General features: G+C 71.9%; 12 protein-coding genes. 8 read left to right on the top strand and 4 right to left on the bottom strand.

What is annotated here, in order from left to right:
- Window positions 1-108: 108 nt before the first annotated feature.
- The 4 genes from CF165_RS36025 to CF165_RS36010 all read left to right on the top strand — a co-directional run bounded on the left by CF165_RS36025 (window position 109) and on the right by CF165_RS36010 (window position 5840).
- Window positions 109-2979, top strand: coding sequence for a S8 family serine peptidase (locus CF165_RS36025; RefSeq protein ID WP_093952052.1), 2871 nt, complete (start codon window positions 109-111; stop codon window positions 2977-2979).
- Between the two features lie 59 nt (window positions 2980-3038).
- A complete protein-coding gene (locus CF165_RS36020) occupies window positions 3039-3686 on the top strand; it encodes an acVLRF1 family peptidyl-tRNA hydrolase (RefSeq protein ID WP_093952051.1) in 648 nt (215 codons plus the stop codon).
- Window positions 3687-3823: 137 nt separating this feature from the next.
- On the top strand, window positions 3824-5452 hold the full coding sequence (locus CF165_RS36015) for an ABC-F family ATP-binding cassette domain-containing protein (RefSeq protein ID WP_093952050.1): 1629 nt from the start codon (window positions 3824-3826) through the stop codon (window positions 5450-5452).
- A gap of 178 nt (window positions 5453-5630) precedes the next feature.
- The gene (locus tag CF165_RS36010; protein WP_003071237.1) at window positions 5631-5840 is read left to right on the top strand and encodes a helix-turn-helix domain-containing protein; all 210 of its coding nucleotides are present in this window, start codon (window positions 5631-5633) and stop codon (window positions 5838-5840) included.
- Here CF165_RS36010 and CF165_RS36005 read toward each other — a convergent pair.
- Both CF165_RS36005 and CF165_RS36000 read right to left on the bottom strand, forming a co-directional pair.
- Complete coding sequence (locus tag CF165_RS36005; RefSeq protein WP_093952049.1) at window positions 5827-7197, bottom strand: glycosyltransferase 87 family protein; 1371 nt, start codon at window positions 7195-7197, stop codon at window positions 5827-5829. The two genes, CF165_RS36010 and CF165_RS36005, sit on opposite strands and share 14 nt — an antisense overlap.
- 33 nt (window positions 7198-7230) lie before the next feature.
- Entirely contained in the window at window positions 7231-8085 is an 855-nt protein-coding gene (locus CF165_RS36000; RefSeq protein ID WP_093952048.1) for an LLM class flavin-dependent oxidoreductase, read from the bottom strand.
- 71 nt (window positions 8086-8156) lie between these two features.
- Here CF165_RS36000 and CF165_RS35995 point away from each other — a divergent pair, with 71 nt between their 5' ends.
- Window positions 8157-8588, top strand: coding sequence for a MarR family winged helix-turn-helix transcriptional regulator (locus CF165_RS35995; RefSeq protein ID WP_093952047.1), 432 nt, complete (start codon window positions 8157-8159; stop codon window positions 8586-8588).
- Window positions 8589-8686: 98 nt separating this feature from the next.
- Window positions 8687-10558, top strand: coding sequence for an ABC transporter ATP-binding protein (locus CF165_RS35990; protein ID WP_093952046.1), 1872 nt, complete (start codon window positions 8687-8689; stop codon window positions 10556-10558).
- A gap of 105 nt (window positions 10559-10663) precedes the next feature.
- Here CF165_RS35990 and CF165_RS35985 read toward each other — a convergent pair whose 3' ends face one another.
- Together CF165_RS35985 and CF165_RS35980 are read right to left on the bottom strand one after the other, a co-directional pair.
- A complete protein-coding gene (locus tag CF165_RS35985) occupies window positions 10664-11830 on the bottom strand; it encodes a serine hydrolase domain-containing protein (protein ID WP_093952045.1) in 1167 nt (388 codons plus the stop codon).
- Between the two features lie 121 nt (window positions 11831-11951).
- Window positions 11952-12680 (bottom strand): SIS domain-containing protein, encoded by a 729-nt coding sequence (locus CF165_RS35980; protein ID WP_167441661.1) that lies wholly within the window; start codon window positions 12678-12680, stop codon window positions 11952-11954.
- Between the two features lie 115 nt (window positions 12681-12795).
- Between CF165_RS35980 and CF165_RS35975 the strand changes: the two genes are divergently transcribed.
- Together CF165_RS35975 and CF165_RS35970 are read left to right on the top strand one after the other, a co-directional pair.
- Window positions 12796-13551 (top strand): alpha/beta hydrolase, encoded by a 756-nt coding sequence (locus CF165_RS35975; protein ID WP_093952043.1) that lies wholly within the window; start codon window positions 12796-12798, stop codon window positions 13549-13551.
- Window positions 13552-13643: 92 nt separating this feature from the next.
- Complete coding sequence (locus CF165_RS35970; RefSeq protein ID WP_093952042.1) at window positions 13644-14897, top strand: SAM-dependent methyltransferase; 1254 nt, start codon at window positions 13644-13646, stop codon at window positions 14895-14897.
- Window positions 14898-14914: the final 17 nt, after the last annotated feature.

Here is a 14914-nt window from a genome sequence, read left to right as displayed (position 1 = left end):
GGTGCCAGCCGGTGATCACCGGCGTCGGTCAGCGTGAGTCGGGGCACGCGCCTGGAGAATCGGAGGGCGCCCGTGCGCCGTACCCGTTCCAACAGATCGAGATCCACTGTGCTCACTGCCGGGGCCGCGGCACTCCTCGCCGCTCTCGGCCTGGTGTCCCCGCCCGTCGCGGGGGCCGCCACCGCGTCCGGACCGGACGCGTTCACCGAAACCGCGCAACAGCAGATCGCCGCCCTGCAGGCGGTCAAGGCGGCCCGCACCGCCACTGAGTCCAAAATAGACAGTAAGCTGCTGGTCGCCGAAAAGGGGCTGGGGAAGCAGCTGAACGCGCTCCAATCCGGGGTGAGCGCCACCGGCACCGTCGTGGTCGACATCCGGGCGAGCAAGGTCTCGCCCGACCTCATCGCCGGGCTCACCAAGGCCGGTGCGGGCATCCGCGCGGTGTCCGACCGCTACGCCAGCGTCCGAGCCGAGATCCCGGTGGACAAGGTCAGCGAGATCGCCGCCCGCGGCGACGTCAAGCGCGTCGAGCAGGCCGACCAGGCGATGACCGCGCGCGAGCTGGCCACGCCGTCGACGCCCGGCAAGTCCGGGGAAACCAAGCAGCAGAAGGGCGCCCGCATCGCCGGCGAGCTGCAGAAGGCCCTCGGCGCCAAGGCACAGCGCAGTGCCGCCGCGGCCGCGCCACTGGTCAGCGAAGGCGACCGCGCGCACAACGCCGACATCGCGCGCCAGCAGTTCGGCGTCACCGGCGTCGGGGTCAAGGCGTGCGCGCTGTCCGACGGCGTCGACTCCCTGGCGGCCTCGCAGGCCAAGGGCGAGCTCCCGCCGAACGTCGACGTCATCGCCGGCCAGGAGGGCGACGGCGACGAGGGCACGGCGATGCTCGAGATCATCCACGACCTCGCGCCCCGCGCCGCGCTCGGCTTCGCGTCGGCGTTCAATTCGGACGCCAGCTTCGCGGACAACATCCGCAAGCTGCGCTTCGAGTCGCACTGCGACGTCATCGTCGACGACGTCATCTACTTCAAGGAATCCCCGTTCCAGGACTGGATCATCGCCCAGGCCGTGAACGACGTGACCGCGGACGGCGCGCTGTACTTCTCGTCCGCGGGCAACGAAGGCAACGTCGCCAGCGGCACCGCCGCGCACTGGGAAGGCGACTTCGTCGACTCCGGCAAGTCGGTCGGCAAGTTCGCCGGGACCGCGCACAACTTCGCCGGTGCGGCGGGCAACCAGATCTACGAGCCGATCTCGGACGCGTCGTCGGCCGGCGTCCCCGTGACGCTGCACTGGTCCGACCCGATCGGCGCGTCGGCGAACGACTACGACCTCTACCTGCTCGACTCCACGGGTGCCGTGGTCAGCTTCGGCCAGAACGTCCAGGACGGCACGCAGGACCCGTTCGAGATCCTGCGGACGCCGGCCTTCGGCGGCACCGGGCTGCGCCTGGCCGTCGTGAAGTTCTCCGGCCAGAACCGCTACCTGTCGCTGTCCGCGCTGCGCGGCCGGTTCTCCGACTCGGCGGACGGTCTCAAGGCGTACAACACGCCGGGCGTGACGGTCGGCCATTCGGCCGCGCGCAACGCCTTCAGCGTCGCGGCCGCCCCGGCGGCCAAGGCGTTCGGCCGGGCCCTGGAACCCGGTGACCCGGCCAACCCGGCCGGCCCGTACCCGGGCTCGTTCAGCGGGGCCACCAAGGCCGAGCGGTTCACCTCCGACGGCCCGCGCCGCGTGTTCTACGAAGCCGACGGCACGCCCATCACCCCGGGCAACGTGTCTTCGACCGGCGGCGAGGTCCGGAACAAGCCGGAGATCACCGCCGCCGACGGCGTGCAGACCAGCGTGAGCGGGTTCAACCCGTTCTTCGGCACGTCGGCCGCCGCGCCGCACGCCGCCGCGATCGCCGCGCTCGTGCTGTCCGGCAACCCCGGCCTGCCGTCCTCGGAGGTGCGCGAAGCGCTGATCAACACCGCGGTCGACATCGAGAAGCCCGGTCCGGACAACTTCACCGGCGCCGGCGTCATCCTCGCGGACAAGGTGCTCGCCTACACCGGCGCCAGCCCGCAGCCGCTGGCCGTCGCCAAGCAGCCGACGGTCACCCCGGCCGACGGCGGCCCGGCGCTCGACCCGGGCGACACCGCCAAGGTGACGCTGCCGGTGACCAACGACGGCGACGGCACCGCAGTGTCCACCAGCGTCGTGCTCACCAGCCCGACCCCGGGTGTCACCATCATGCCGCGGGCCAAGTCCTACGGCACCATCAGCCCGGGACAGACCGGCGTCAACGACTTCACCATCACCGTCCCGGCGAGCCAGCAGCTCGGCGTGCCGGTGGTGCTGAACGCCCGCGTGACGTTCGCCGGCGCGCACTCGCCGACGACGTCGACGTTCTCGCTGCCGGTCGGCACCCCGTCGCCGGTGACGAAGGACTTCGCCTACACCGGCGCGCCGGTGGCGATCCCGGACAACAGCCCGGTCGGGGCGTCGGTGACCATCCCGGTCAGCGGGGTCGGCCGCGCGTCCAAGGTGTCGTTCTCCGTGGACGGCACCACCTGCAGCACCGACACCGCCTCGACCACCGTGGGTCTGGACCACACCTACGTCGGTGACCTGGTCGGCACGCTGACCGCGCCCTCCGGGGCGAAGGCGACGGTGTTCCAGCGCAACGGCGGTTCCGGCAAGAACCTGTGCCAGGTCGTCTTCGCCGACAACGCGGCGGCGGCGTTCAGCACGGTGACGTCGGCCAACGCGCCGTTCACCGGTACGTGGCGGCCGACGCAGGCCCTGACCGGCAACCTCGCCGGTGCGGCCGTCGACGGCACGTGGACGTTCGGCGTGGTGGACGCGGCCGGCGGCGACGTCGGCTCGATCCGCTCGGTCGCCCTGCACCTCAACGGGTTCGTGCAGCCCCCGGCGGCCGGCGCGCCGTCGAACGTGCGGGGTTACACGAACAACGGGCCGGTGCACCCGCTGTAACGAACGATCACCAGTACGGGGCCGTCGCGATTTCGCGGCGGCCCCGTACCGTTTCCGGCATGAAGCCACGGGAGGTCGCGGGTGGCGGCCGCGCGGTCGAGGTGCCGCCCGAGCGGCTCGCGGGCTTCTTCGCCCGGTTCGCCGAGCGGCACGGCGGGATCGCGACGACCTCGGGGACTCCGGACGTGGTCCGGGTGACCGCGGCCGACGGCACCTCCGCGACCGCCACCGTCCCGTTCGGGCCACTCGGAGAACCGTCCGTGGCCGGGCTGGTCGCCCACGCGCTGGTGCCGCGGCGCATCGCGCTCGTGGTGGTGCGGCGCGGCGGGCACAGCGTCGGCATCGCGCGGGGCGGCCGGATCGAGGTCTCGCGCACCGACCGGCACCTCGTGCAGGGCCGGTCCGCCGCGGGCGGCTGGTCGCAGCAGCGCTTCGCCCGGCGTCGCGCGGGGCAGGCCCGGCACGCGCTCCAGGACGCGGCGAAGGACGTCTTCGAAGTGCTCGTGCCCCGGCTGTCCGAAGTGGATGCCGTGGTGCTCGGCGGTGACCGGCGCGCCCTCGACGAGCTGCGCGAGGACCGAAGGCTGGCCCCGCTGTTTTCCCGTGCCGAACCCCGCGTGCTGGACGTCGGCGAACCGAGCCGGGCCGTGCTCGAGGAGGCCGCCGTCCGCGCGCTGTCCGTGCAGGTCACGCTGCGCGACGGGTGAGACCGCACACGTCCGGAAAATCCGGTGGACCGCGGCCCGTACACTGGTCTTCGTGGATATCCAGCTGGAGTGACGCCGCGGCCCGACCGGCCGCTTGACGCTGTCCTCCATTCGCCCCCTTTCCACGGGAGTTCCCCTTGATCACGGCCACCGGCCTTGAGCTGCGCGCGGGTTCGCGCATCCTGCTCGACGGCGCCACCCTCCGCATCCAGCCCGGCGACCGCATCGGCCTCGTCGGCCGCAACGGCGCGGGCAAGACCACCTCGCTGAAGGTCCTCGCCGGCGAGGGCGAGCCGCACGCGGGCGAGGTCCGCCGCACCGGCGAGCTCGGCTACCTGCCGCAGGACCCGCGTGAAGGCGACCTGTCGGTCACCGCGAAGGACCGCGTGCTCTCCGCGCGTGGTCTGGACAAGCTGATGCGCGACATGGAAAAGGCACAGGCTTCCATGGCCGAGCTCGTCGACGACGCCGCGCGCGACAAGGCCATCAACCGCTACGCCCGGCTCGAGGAGCGCTTCGCGTCCCTCGGCGGGTACGCCGCGGAGAGCGAAGCGGCGCGGATCTGCTCCAACCTCGGCCTGGCCGACCGGGTCCTCGCGCAGACGCTGCAGACGCTGTCCGGCGGCCAGCGCCGCCGCGTCGAGCTGGCGCGGATCCTGTTCGCCGCGGCCGAAGCGGGCGCCGGCGGCAAGTCCGAGACGATCCTGCTGCTCGACGAGCCCACCAACCACCTCGACGCCGACTCGATCAACTGGCTGCGCGGGTTCCTCAAGCAGCACGACGGCGGCCTGGTCGTGATCAGCCACGACGTCGAGCTGCTGGCCGACGTCGTCAACAAGGTCTGGTTCCTCGACGCCACCCGCGGCGAGCTCGACCTGTACAACATGGGCTGGCAGCGCTACCTCGACGCGCGCGCCACCGACGAGAAGCGCCGCCGCCGTGAACGCGCCAACGCCGAGAAGAAGGCGTCGGCCCTGCAGCAGCAGGCCGCGAAGCTCGGCGCGAAGGCGACGAAGGCCGTGGCGGCCAAGAACATGGCGCGCCGCGCCGAGCAGATGCTGTCCGCGCTCGAGGACACCCGGCAGGCCGACAAGGTCGCCCGGATCAAGTTCCCCGAACCCGCGCCCTGCGGCCGGACCCCGCTCACCGCCGAGGGCCTCTCGAAGTCCTATGGCTCGCTCGAAATCTTCACCGGCGTCGACCTCGCGATCGACCGCGGTTCGAAGGTCGTCGTACTCGGCTTGAACGGCGCGGGAAAGACGACATTGCTCCGGCTCCTCGGTGGAATGGAAACCATGGACACCGGTTCCGTCGTTCCGGGTCACGGATTGCGTTTGGGCTATTACGCACAGGAACACGAAACTCTTGATCATGATGCGTCGGTGTGGGAAAACATCCGACACCTCGCTCCGGACACCGGCGCGCAGGAGTTGCGGAACCTGCTCGGCTCGTTCCTCTTCACCGGCGAACAACTCGACCAGCCGGCGGGCACGCTTTCCGGCGGCGAGAAGACCCGCCTCGCGCTGGCCGGCCTGGTCTCCAGCGCTGCCAACGTGTTGCTGCTCGACGAGCCGACCAACAACCTCGACCCGGCCAGCCGTGCGCAGGTCCTGGACGCCCTGCGCAGCTTCGCCGGTGCCGTCGTCCTGGTGACCCACGACCCCGGCGCCGTCGAGGCGCTGGAGCCGGAGCGGGTGATCCTGCTGCCCGACGGCACCGAGGACCATTGGTCCGCCGACTATCTGGAACTTGTCCAGCTTGCGTGACAGGTGCGTCCATTCGGGTGCAAGATCACTCACCGCGAGGCACTGGAATGGCCCAATGTGATCGCAATTTCGGCTGTTTCACGTCTGTCGTCTGGCATTCCGGCGCTCAGTGTTCGATCATTGCCCCGGCAGGGGCCGTTATGTGGCCCAGAACACTCTCGGCGGGAAGGCGATCGACGTGGCTGATCTCAAGAAAGGCGCGCGGATCACCGGCAACACGCGCGACAAGCTGGCCGCTGACCTGAAGAAGAAATACGAGAAGGGCTCGAGCATCCGGGCGCTCGCGGAGTCGACGGGGCGGTCCTACGGGTTCGTCCACCGGGTGCTGTCGGAGTCCGGCGTCCAGCTGCGGGGGCGCGGCGGGGCCACCAGGGTCAAGAAGAAGTAGAAGTCGCGGACTGCTGCGCGGGGGGCGCAGCGGGATCTTCGGCCACGCGGAACGCCAGGTGGGCCCCGAGCAGGACCAGCGGGTACACCAGGTAGCCGTACCGGGTGGCCGGGGTGAGCAGGATCAACGCGCCGAGTCCGACGGCGATGCGCAGCAGTGCGCCGGAGCCGTTCGCGGGGGGCCGGCGCACCAGCCACACCAGCATGGCCACGGCCGCGGCGCCGACCAGCGCGAACGCCGCCACCCGGCCGAGCGCGCCCGTCTCGGCGATCAGATGGCCCGGCAGCGGGCTGGCCGCGGGCGACCGCACGACACCCATCCCGAGCGGGAACCGGAAGACGTGCTCGACGAACGCCGCCGGGTCCACCAGGTACACCGGCAGGTGCACGGCGGCCGTCGTCGCCACCAGCGCCGTCGCGAACCGGGTCAGTGCCGTCCAGCCGAGACCTTCTTCGTGGCGAACCGAGCCCCGGCGTACCAGCACGAGCACCGCCAGGACGGCGGCCGCGGGCGCGACGATGAGCTTCGCGCTGATCACCAGCGCCAGCACCAGGCCCGACCAGGCGACCCGCCCGGTGGCCGCGAGCGCGCAGGCCAGCACCAGCAGGCCGACGATCGCCAGGTCCGGGCCGGCCACGGCCCAGGTGAGCGCGGTGAGCGGGCAGGCCAGCGCGAGCTGCGCGGCGCCGACCGGCACCTTCGGCCACTTCAACAGCTTGAGCGAGCCCAGGACGCACGCGCAGGCGGCCAGGGCGAACATCCAGCGGGCGTCGGTGAGCGCGTCGGCCAGGGGGCTGCCCCCGAACAGGGCCCGCGGCAGGCCGAAGACCGCCATCACCGGGCCGTAGGGGGTGTAATCGTTTACCACGGGGGGCCGGCCGAGCGCGGTGACGTCGACGTACAGCGTTCCGTGGTGCAGCAGCAGATCCGCGGACCGTTCGATCACCCAGACCTCGGGCTGCGCGGCCCACGAGACCGGCGTGATGAGCCAGTCCACACCGGTCAGGCGGCGAATCACGAGAAGCACCAGCGGAAAGATCATGGCCAACAGGGCGACCGCGGCAATTCCGCACCATCGTGAACCGAGCACGCCGCGCGGCGTCCGTCCCTGGCGGGCGGAAAGCAGCAGATACCCGCTGTGCACCGCACCGAAGCCGTACGCCACCGTCGCGAAGTTGCCCCAGACGCGGTAGCCGTAGAACTCGGACATGAGCGCGGTCGGCAGCGCGAAAGCCAGGCAGGCCAGGTAGAAGCCCAGATCCCAGCGCAGGGGGGCGGCCTCTCCGGTGCGCGCCGGCGCCGTGAAGAGCCGGGCCGCGCGCCGCCATGCGGGCGCCTGGCCCACCTCCGTTCCCACGTCGCCAGGCTACCGAGAGGGCCGCCGCCCGGTTCAGCCGACGTCTCGCAGGCGGGGGAGCAGCTTCGCGGCCGCTTCGGAGGCCGCGACGACGTCGTCGCGGCCGGCGGGCATCAGCACCAGCTCCGTGAAGCCGGCCTCGATGTAGCTGCGTGCGAGTCTCAGCGCGCTGTCCGCATCGGACGGCGGCCGGAACTGCACGGCCCGGCGGACGGTCGCCGGATCGCGCCCCACCGCCGCGCAATGCACGTCCAGGACGCGCGAAAGCCGTTGCAGCTCGGGGATTTCCGTCCCCGGCAGCGCCGCGTTGAGCCAGACGTCGGCGTGCTCGGCGACGACGCGCAGACCGCGCTTTTCGCCGCTGCTGCCCAGCCACAGCGGCGGTTTCGGCCGTTGGACCGGCTTCGGGTCGCTGATCGCGCCGGTCAGGGTGTAGTGGCGGCCCCGGTACCCGGTAACCGGCCCGGTCCACAGGAGACGGAGGATTTCGCAGGTCTCGGCCAGCCTTTCGACGCGTTCCGCCGCGGACGGCGTCGGCGTGCCCATCATCGCGTCCGTCAGCCGGTCGCCGCCCGCGCCGAGGCCGACGTCGAGCCGGCCGCCGGAGAGGTGGTCGACGGTCGCGGCGATCTTGGCGAACGTGCCCGGGTGCCGGTTGGTGTTGCCGGAGACCAGGCAGCCGATCCGCACCCGCCGCGTCGCTTCGGCCATCGCGGCCAGCAGGCTCCAGCCGTCGAAGATGTCGCCGGTGCGGTCCGGGCCCATCGGGGCGAGGTGGTCGAACACCCAGCAACCGTCGAAACCGGCGTCGTCGGCGATCGCCCAGATCTCGCGGAGCGCGGCGACGCCGATGTGCTGTTGGGGCGGTTTGAGCCCGACGGTGGTCATGGGAACTCCTGATCATCAGTTGAAGAAATCATCAGCGAAACTGACGATCAGCGTAGGTGTAGAGTCTGCGCATGTCCAGCGCGCCCCTCGCCGTCACCCAGCGGCTCGGCTACCTGCTCAAGCACGCCCAGTTGCGGCTCGCCGAGCTGGCCGAGCCGCTGTATGCGCCACTCGGCGTCACCGGGCGGCAGCTCGCGCTGCTCACGCTCTTCGGTGACGGGCCGGCGCGGTCGCAACAGGACGGCGCGGCCCGGCTGGGCGTCGACCGGACGACGATGGTCGCGCTCGTCGACGAGCTGGAGGCCAAGGGCCTCGTCCGGCGCGAGGTCGCGCCGGGGGACCGGCGCAAGCGCTTGGTGCTGCTGACTCCGGAGGGCGAGCGCGTCCGCGAGGCGGGCACCGAAGTCACGCGGAAGGCCGAGGCGCTCCTGCTGGAGCCGCTCTCGGCCGAGGACGCCGAGCGGCTGCGCGCCGCCCTGCACCAGGTTGTTCGCGCGGAGTGAACGGCATCGGGAAGCAAACGGACAGCGAGCGCGTTGTCCAGGTCATATCCGGCGAAAACCTCAGCCATGGTAGAGGTTTCTGACACTGGGGGTTTCCCGTGGACAACATGTGGGGGCTGTGGAGCTCGGCGATGCGCGCCGGCGACGCGCCCAAGGCGCTCACCCGCGGCACGCTGAAACGCGTGGCGCGCTTCGCCCGGCCGCATTGGCGGCGCCTGGTGGCTTTCCTCGTGCTGACGGTCGTCTCGGCCGTCCTCGCCGTGTCGACGCCCGTCCTGGCGGGCAAGGTGGTCGACGCGATCGTCGGCGGCCGCGACCTGCCGCTGGTGATCTGGCTCGCCGTGGTGATCGCCGCGCTGGCCGTCGCCGACGCCGGGTTCGGCCTGATCGAGCGGTGGCAGTCCGCGCGCATCGGCGAGGGCATCATCTACGACCTGCGGCGCGCGGTCTTCGAGCACGTGCAGCGCATGCCGATCGCGTTCTTCACCCGCACCCGCACCGGCGCGCTGGTTTCGCGGCTCAACAACGACGTCATCGGCGCGCAGCGGACGTTCACCGCGACGCTGTCCGGGCTCGTCACCAACGTCATCCAGCTGGCGCTGTCGCTGGCCGTCATGCTCACGCTGTCGTGGCAGGTCACGCTGCTCGCGCTGGTGCTGCTGCCGATCTTCGTCATCCCCGCGCGCCGGCTCGGCCGCCGGATGGCCGGGCTGCAGCGGGAAGCCGCGAACCTCAACGCCGGGATGACCACGCAGATGACCGAGCGGTTCTCCGCGCCGGGCGCGACGCTGGTGAAGCTGTTCGGCCGTCCGGTGCAGGAGGCGGACGACTTCGGGGTGCGCGCGGGGCGAGTGCGGGACATCGGCGTCCGGACCGCGATGCTGACCCGCTGGTTCATGACGAGCCTGACCCTGGTTTCGGCGCTGGCGCAGGCGCTCGTCTACGGCCTCGGCGGCTACCTCGCGCTGACCGGCAAGCTCGCCCCCGGCACCGTCGTCGCGCTGGCGCTGCTGCTGACCCGGCTCTACGCGCCGCTGACCGCGCTCGCCAACGTCCGCGTCGACGTCATGACGGCCCTGGTCTCGTTCGAGCGGGTCTTCGAGGTCCTGGACCTCAAGCCGATGATCGAGGAGAAGCCGTCCGCGCGGGCGTTGGCCGCCCCGGCCGGCGTCTCGGTCGAGTTCGCCGACGTCCGCTTCGGGTACCCGGCGGCGGACCGGTACTCGCTGGCGTCACTGGAGGACGTCGTCACGCTCGACCACCGCGGCGGCGAAGAGGTGCTGCACGGCATCTCGTTCCGCGCCGAACCGGGGCAGATGGTCGCGCTCGTCGGATCGTCGGGGGCGGGGAAGTCGACGATCGCGTCGCTGCTGCCGCGGCTCTACGACGTCGACTCCGGCTCGGTCCGGCTGTCCGATGTGGACGTCCGGGACCTGACTTTCGCTTCGCTGCGGGAAACCGTCGGCGTCGTGACCCAGGACGGGCACCTCTTCCACGACACGATCCGCGCGAACCTGGCGTACGCGCGTCCGGACGTCACCGACGACGAGATCTGGGAAGCGCTGGACCGCGCACGCCTCGGCGACCTGGTGAGGTCGCTGCCGGACGGCCTCGACACGACGGTCGGGGAGCGTGGCTACCGGCTTTCCGGCGGCGAACGCCAGCGGCTGACCATCGCGCGGCTGCTGCTGGCCCAGCCCAAGGTCGTCATCCTCGACGAGGCGACCGCGCACCTGGACTCCGAGTCCGAGGCCGCGGTCGGCGAAGCGCTGACACACGCGCTGGCGGGCCGCACGGCCCTGGTCATCGCGCACCGGCTGTCGACGGTCCGCGCGGCCGACCAGATCCTGGTCCTGGAGCACGGCGAGATCGTCGAGCGCGGCACCCACGACGAACTCCTGGCCGCCAACGGCCGCTACGCAACCCTCCACGCAACCCAGTTCGCCGACGAAGAACCCGCCGTGGCGTGATTGAGGGGTCATCACGCGTGATTGGAGAGTCAACTCACGTGATTGAAGGGTCGACACGGTGCCAGCGCCGTGTCGACCCTCCAATCACGCGTGTCGACCTCTGGGTCACGCGTGTTGACCTTCCACGCACGTGTAGAGGGCGGTGACCAGGGCCATTTTGCGGGGGTCGTCGCGGATCAGGGGGCCCAGCTGGTTGAGGGTGTAGCCGAAGGCGATGCCGTTGTCCGGGTCCGCGCCGCCGGTGGAGCCGCCGAGGCCGTCGTGGCCGAAGGCCGCCGGGTTCGGGCCGAAGCCGCGGGCGTCGCTGCCGAGGTAGAAGCCCAGGCCCCACTCGTTCGGCAGGCCGAGCACCGCGTCGATCTCCTTGCCCTGGCTCTCCCGCGCGCGGGCCAGCGCCGGGGGAGACAGGAGTGAGCCGTCGGCGAGCGCGGTGTAGATCGTCGCGATCGCGCGGGCCGTGCCGTGGCCGTTCAACGCCGGCATGACCGCGCGCCGCCACGCCGGGTCGTTGGCGTCGTGGCCCTGGACGCGCGGGTTCATCAGCGCGGCCTGGGCGACCGGCCCCGCCTGGGCGAACGCCGCCGCCAGGGCGTTCGCCATCTCCTCCGTCATCACCGGGTCGACGAGGGTCGCGCAGCGGTCCAGGTCGGCGTCGGAGGCGAGCCCGATCGAGAAGTCCGCGCCGAGCGGCCCGGCGACCTGCTCGGCGAAGAACTCGCGGATGCCCTGCCCGGCGACCCGCCGCACGACTTCGCCGACGAGCCAGCCGTAGGCCAGCGCGTGGTAGCCGCCCGCGGAACCGGGCTCGTACAACGGTTCCTGCGCCGCGAACAGCGACGTCATCAGGTCCCAGTCGTACAGCTCCTCGACGCGCACCGGCCGGTCCAGGCCGATCCCGGGCACGCCGGAGCGGTGCGAAAGCAGCCAGCGCACCGGGATCGCGGACTTCCCGGCCGCGGCGAACTCCGGCCAGTACTTCGCGACCGGCGCGTCCACGTCGAGTTCGCCCGCGTCGGCGAGCTTGTGCGCGCAGATCGCGGTCATGCCCTTGGTCGTCGACCAGACGTTGGCCAGCGTGTCCGCCTGCCACGGCCGGTCGCGGTCCGGACCGGACCAGCCGCCCCACAGGTCCGCCACGACTTCGCCGTGCCGGGTGGCGGTGAACGCCGCCCCCAGCTCACCGCGGCTGCGGAAGTTCTCCTCGAAGGCTTCCCGCACCGGCTCGAAGCCCGGGGCGCACTCGCCGTGCACCGTTGCCGTGGCGCTGTCCATGGGACCTCCTCCGCGGAGTGACCGGTCCACACCGACCAGTCGGTATGTTGACGCTAAAGCGGTGCGGGCACGTCCGTCAAGACGTGCCCGGCCGGTGCTTTCCGACGAACTACCGGCGAAACTACCGCAGTTGGGGAACGATTTCGCCGTACTTGGCCAGCAGAGCCGCGTTGGCCTCGTCGCCGCCCACGACGTTGGAGCTGCGCCACAACGGGAGCTCGAGGCCTTCGGCGGTGCCGCGGTCGTAAACCTCCGCGAGCACCAGGTTCCACAGGAAGGCATTGACCACAGTGGACAGTGGTGCGGTGCGCGGGGCGTCCGGCGGGTAGCTCGCGTCGCCGGGGACCACCAGCGAGTCCAGCACCACCGTGCCCTGCTCGACCAGCGTGCTCGACGACCGCCGCGGCGCCGCCGCCACGGACGCCCGCGACGTCACCGCGATCACCGCCGCACCCCGCTCGCGCGCGGCGATGCACAGCTCGACCGGGTACGGGTTCACCCCGGACGTCGAAAACACCACGAGCACGTCGTCCGGCCCCGGCGCGCGCTCCGCGAGGACCTCCTCGGCGAGGCCGCTGCGGCGCTCGGTCTTCGTGCTGTGCACCGCGCCGTGCAGCGGCAGCAGCTCCGGGTGGTAGAGCGGGTAGACGCAGGCCAGGCCACCCGCCCGGTAGAACGTCTCGGCGACCGCCGCCAGCGAGTGCCCGGCGCCCGCGGTGTAGACCAGTGCGTCCGCCCGGATCACCCCCAGTACCAGCTCCGCCGCCGCGCGCACTGCCTCGGCGTTGGCCTGCTCGACGTCCGCCAGCTGCTTGGCGACGCTGCCCGCGATGTCCGTGGCGCTCACCACACCCACCCTTCCGTCGGGGATCGGGCGCCGAATCTACCGTGCGGACCACCGGGCGCGGTGGAATAGCCGGGTGGCCGGGCAGGGTTGACCCGGAGGCGGGGACGGGAGGACACGGGTGAGCGAGGCAGAACCGGCGGTGTCGGTGTGGCCGGCGCGCGGGCGGACCGAAGCGGTCGTGCTCGTGCTGCACGGTGGTGCGGAGCACGGGACGGGCAGCGTGCCGCCCTGGAAGCTCGCCTATCTGCGGATGGTGCCGATCGCGCGCGCCCTGCACCGGGCCGGGCGCGGGAACACCGGCTTTTCGGGGGGTCCGGGTGGCGGAGCCCCCGGCTCGGGGCGGAGCCCCGATGGTCACGGCGTCGAGGTGCGGCTGCTGCGCAACCGCCGCTACGGCTGGAACTCGCCCGCCGAGGACCCGGTCGAGGACGCCCGCTGGGCTCTCGAACGCATCCGCGCCGACCACCCCGGCCTGCCGGTGGTGCTGGTCGGCCACTCCATGGGGGCCCGGGTCGCCCTGCGCGTGGCCGACGACCCCGCCGTGCGCGGGGTCTGCGCGCTGGCGCCGTGGACGCCGCGGGGCGAACCGGTCGAGGCCGTCGCCGGGCGGTCGGTGCTCATCGTGCACGGCACCCGCGACCGGATGACCAGCCCGGCCGAGTCCCACGCCTTCGCGCAGCGTGCCGAGCGCGTCGCCGCCCGCGTTGCCCGGTTCGAGATCTCCGGCGAAGGCCACGCGATGCTGCGCCGGTCGTCCGTCTGGACCCGGCTGACGATTGCTTTCACACTGGACCTGCTCGCCGGGAACGACGGTGGGGCCCTCGGCGGGGCGTGGGCCGCGGAGGGGCCCGAGCGGCTGCGGATACCTGTGTGAAGACGCCCTGAACAGGGCATTCGGTGGAGCGTGCCGCGGGGGTGCGGCGCTGGATCGATCACCGGCGTACCCGGCCGGCCGGAGGGAGAACCGTGACCACTTCGAGCGTTGACCAGGCGCCGGCCGACGGCGTCCCGGACGAGTCCCGCTGGCCGGGCCTGGCCGCCCCGCCGCACTCCGCGTTGCGCGCGCGGATCGCCGCCGCGCTGTTCCGTCGCGCGGTCCGCCCGCTGCAGCTGCGGGTGACGTTCCCGGACGGCACCGTGCTCGGCGCCGGCGGCCCCGAATCGCCCGAAATGCGCATTCTGCGGCCGGACGCGTTCTTCCACCGCCTCGGCGTCGACGCCAAGATCGGCTTCGGCGAGTCCTACATGGCCGGCGACTGGACGGCGTCCGACCTGGCCGAGGTGCTCACGCCGTTCGCCGAGCGGATGGCCACGCTGGTGCCGCCGGTGCTGCAGAAGTTCCGGCGGATCGCCGAGCGCACGCAGCCGCCGTCGGAGGAGAACACCCTCGAAGGCGCGCGGGTCAACATCCACCGGCACTACGACCTGTCCAACGACCTGTTCGGCGCTTTCCTCGACGAGTCGATGATGTACTCCTCGGCGCTGTTCGGTCCCGGCGACGACCTCACCGCCGCCCAGCACCGCAAGATCGACAGCGTCCTCGACTACGCCGGCGTCCGCGAAGGCAGCGAAGTCCTCGAAATCGGCACCGGATGGGGTGAGCTCGCCATCCGCGCCGCCGCCCGCGGCGCCCGCGTGACGTCACTGACCATTTCGGAGGAACAGCGCGCGCTGGCCACCGAACGCATCGCCGAGGCCGGGTTCTCGGACCGCGTCGAGGTGAAGCTGTGCGACTACCGTGAGTCGAGCGGCCAGTACGACGCCGTGGTCAGCGTCGAGATGATCGAGGCCGTCGGCGCGTCCTACTGGCCTGCGTTCTACACGACGATCGGGGAGCGGCTCCGCCCCGGCGGCCGGTTCGGCCTGCAGGCCATCACCATGGACCACGACCGGATGCTGGCGGCGTCGCGCGTCTACACCTGGGTCCACAAGTACATCTTCCCGGGCGGCCTCATCCCGTCGGTGCGCTCGATCGAGGAGGGCGTCAAGGCGAACACCCGGCTCAAGCTGGCCGGTATGCGCGAGTTCGGCCAGGACTACGCGCGCACGCTACGGTGGTGGCGCGAACGGTTCCTGTACCGCTGGGCCGACATCGCCGGGTTCGGGTTCGACGACGTCTTCCGCCGGATGTGGGAGTTCTACCTGGCCTATTCCGAGGCCGGGTTCCGGTCCGGGTACCTCAAGGTCCAGCAGTTCGGCTACGAGGCAACCGGCCGGTAACCGCAACCCGACCCCGA

Source organism: Amycolatopsis vastitatis (assembly GCF_002234595.1).
Classification (GTDB): domain Bacteria; phylum Actinomycetota; class Actinomycetes; order Mycobacteriales; family Pseudonocardiaceae; genus Amycolatopsis; species Amycolatopsis vastitatis.
Note: the sequence above shows the minus strand (reverse complement) of the source record. Positions and strands in the feature narration are given on the sequence as shown.

What these genes read in the sequence shown, in the direction of transcription:
- CF165_RS35995 (WP_093952047.1), top strand. Translation starts at nt 8,157, where the DNA reads ATGTCCAGCGCGCCCCTCGCCGTCACCCAGCGGCTCGGCTACCTGCTC.
- CF165_RS36020 (WP_093952051.1), top strand. Translation starts at nt 3,039, where the DNA reads ATGAAGCCACGGGAGGTCGCGGGTGGCGGCCGCGCGGTCGAGGTGCCG.
- CF165_RS36000 (WP_093952048.1), bottom strand. Translation starts at nt 8,085, where the DNA reads ATGACCACCGTCGGGCTCAAACCGCCCCAACAGCACATCGGCGTCGCC.
- CF165_RS35985 (WP_093952045.1), bottom strand. Translation starts at nt 11,830, where the DNA reads ATGGACAGCGCCACGGCAACGGTGCACGGCGAGTGCGCCCCGGGCTTC.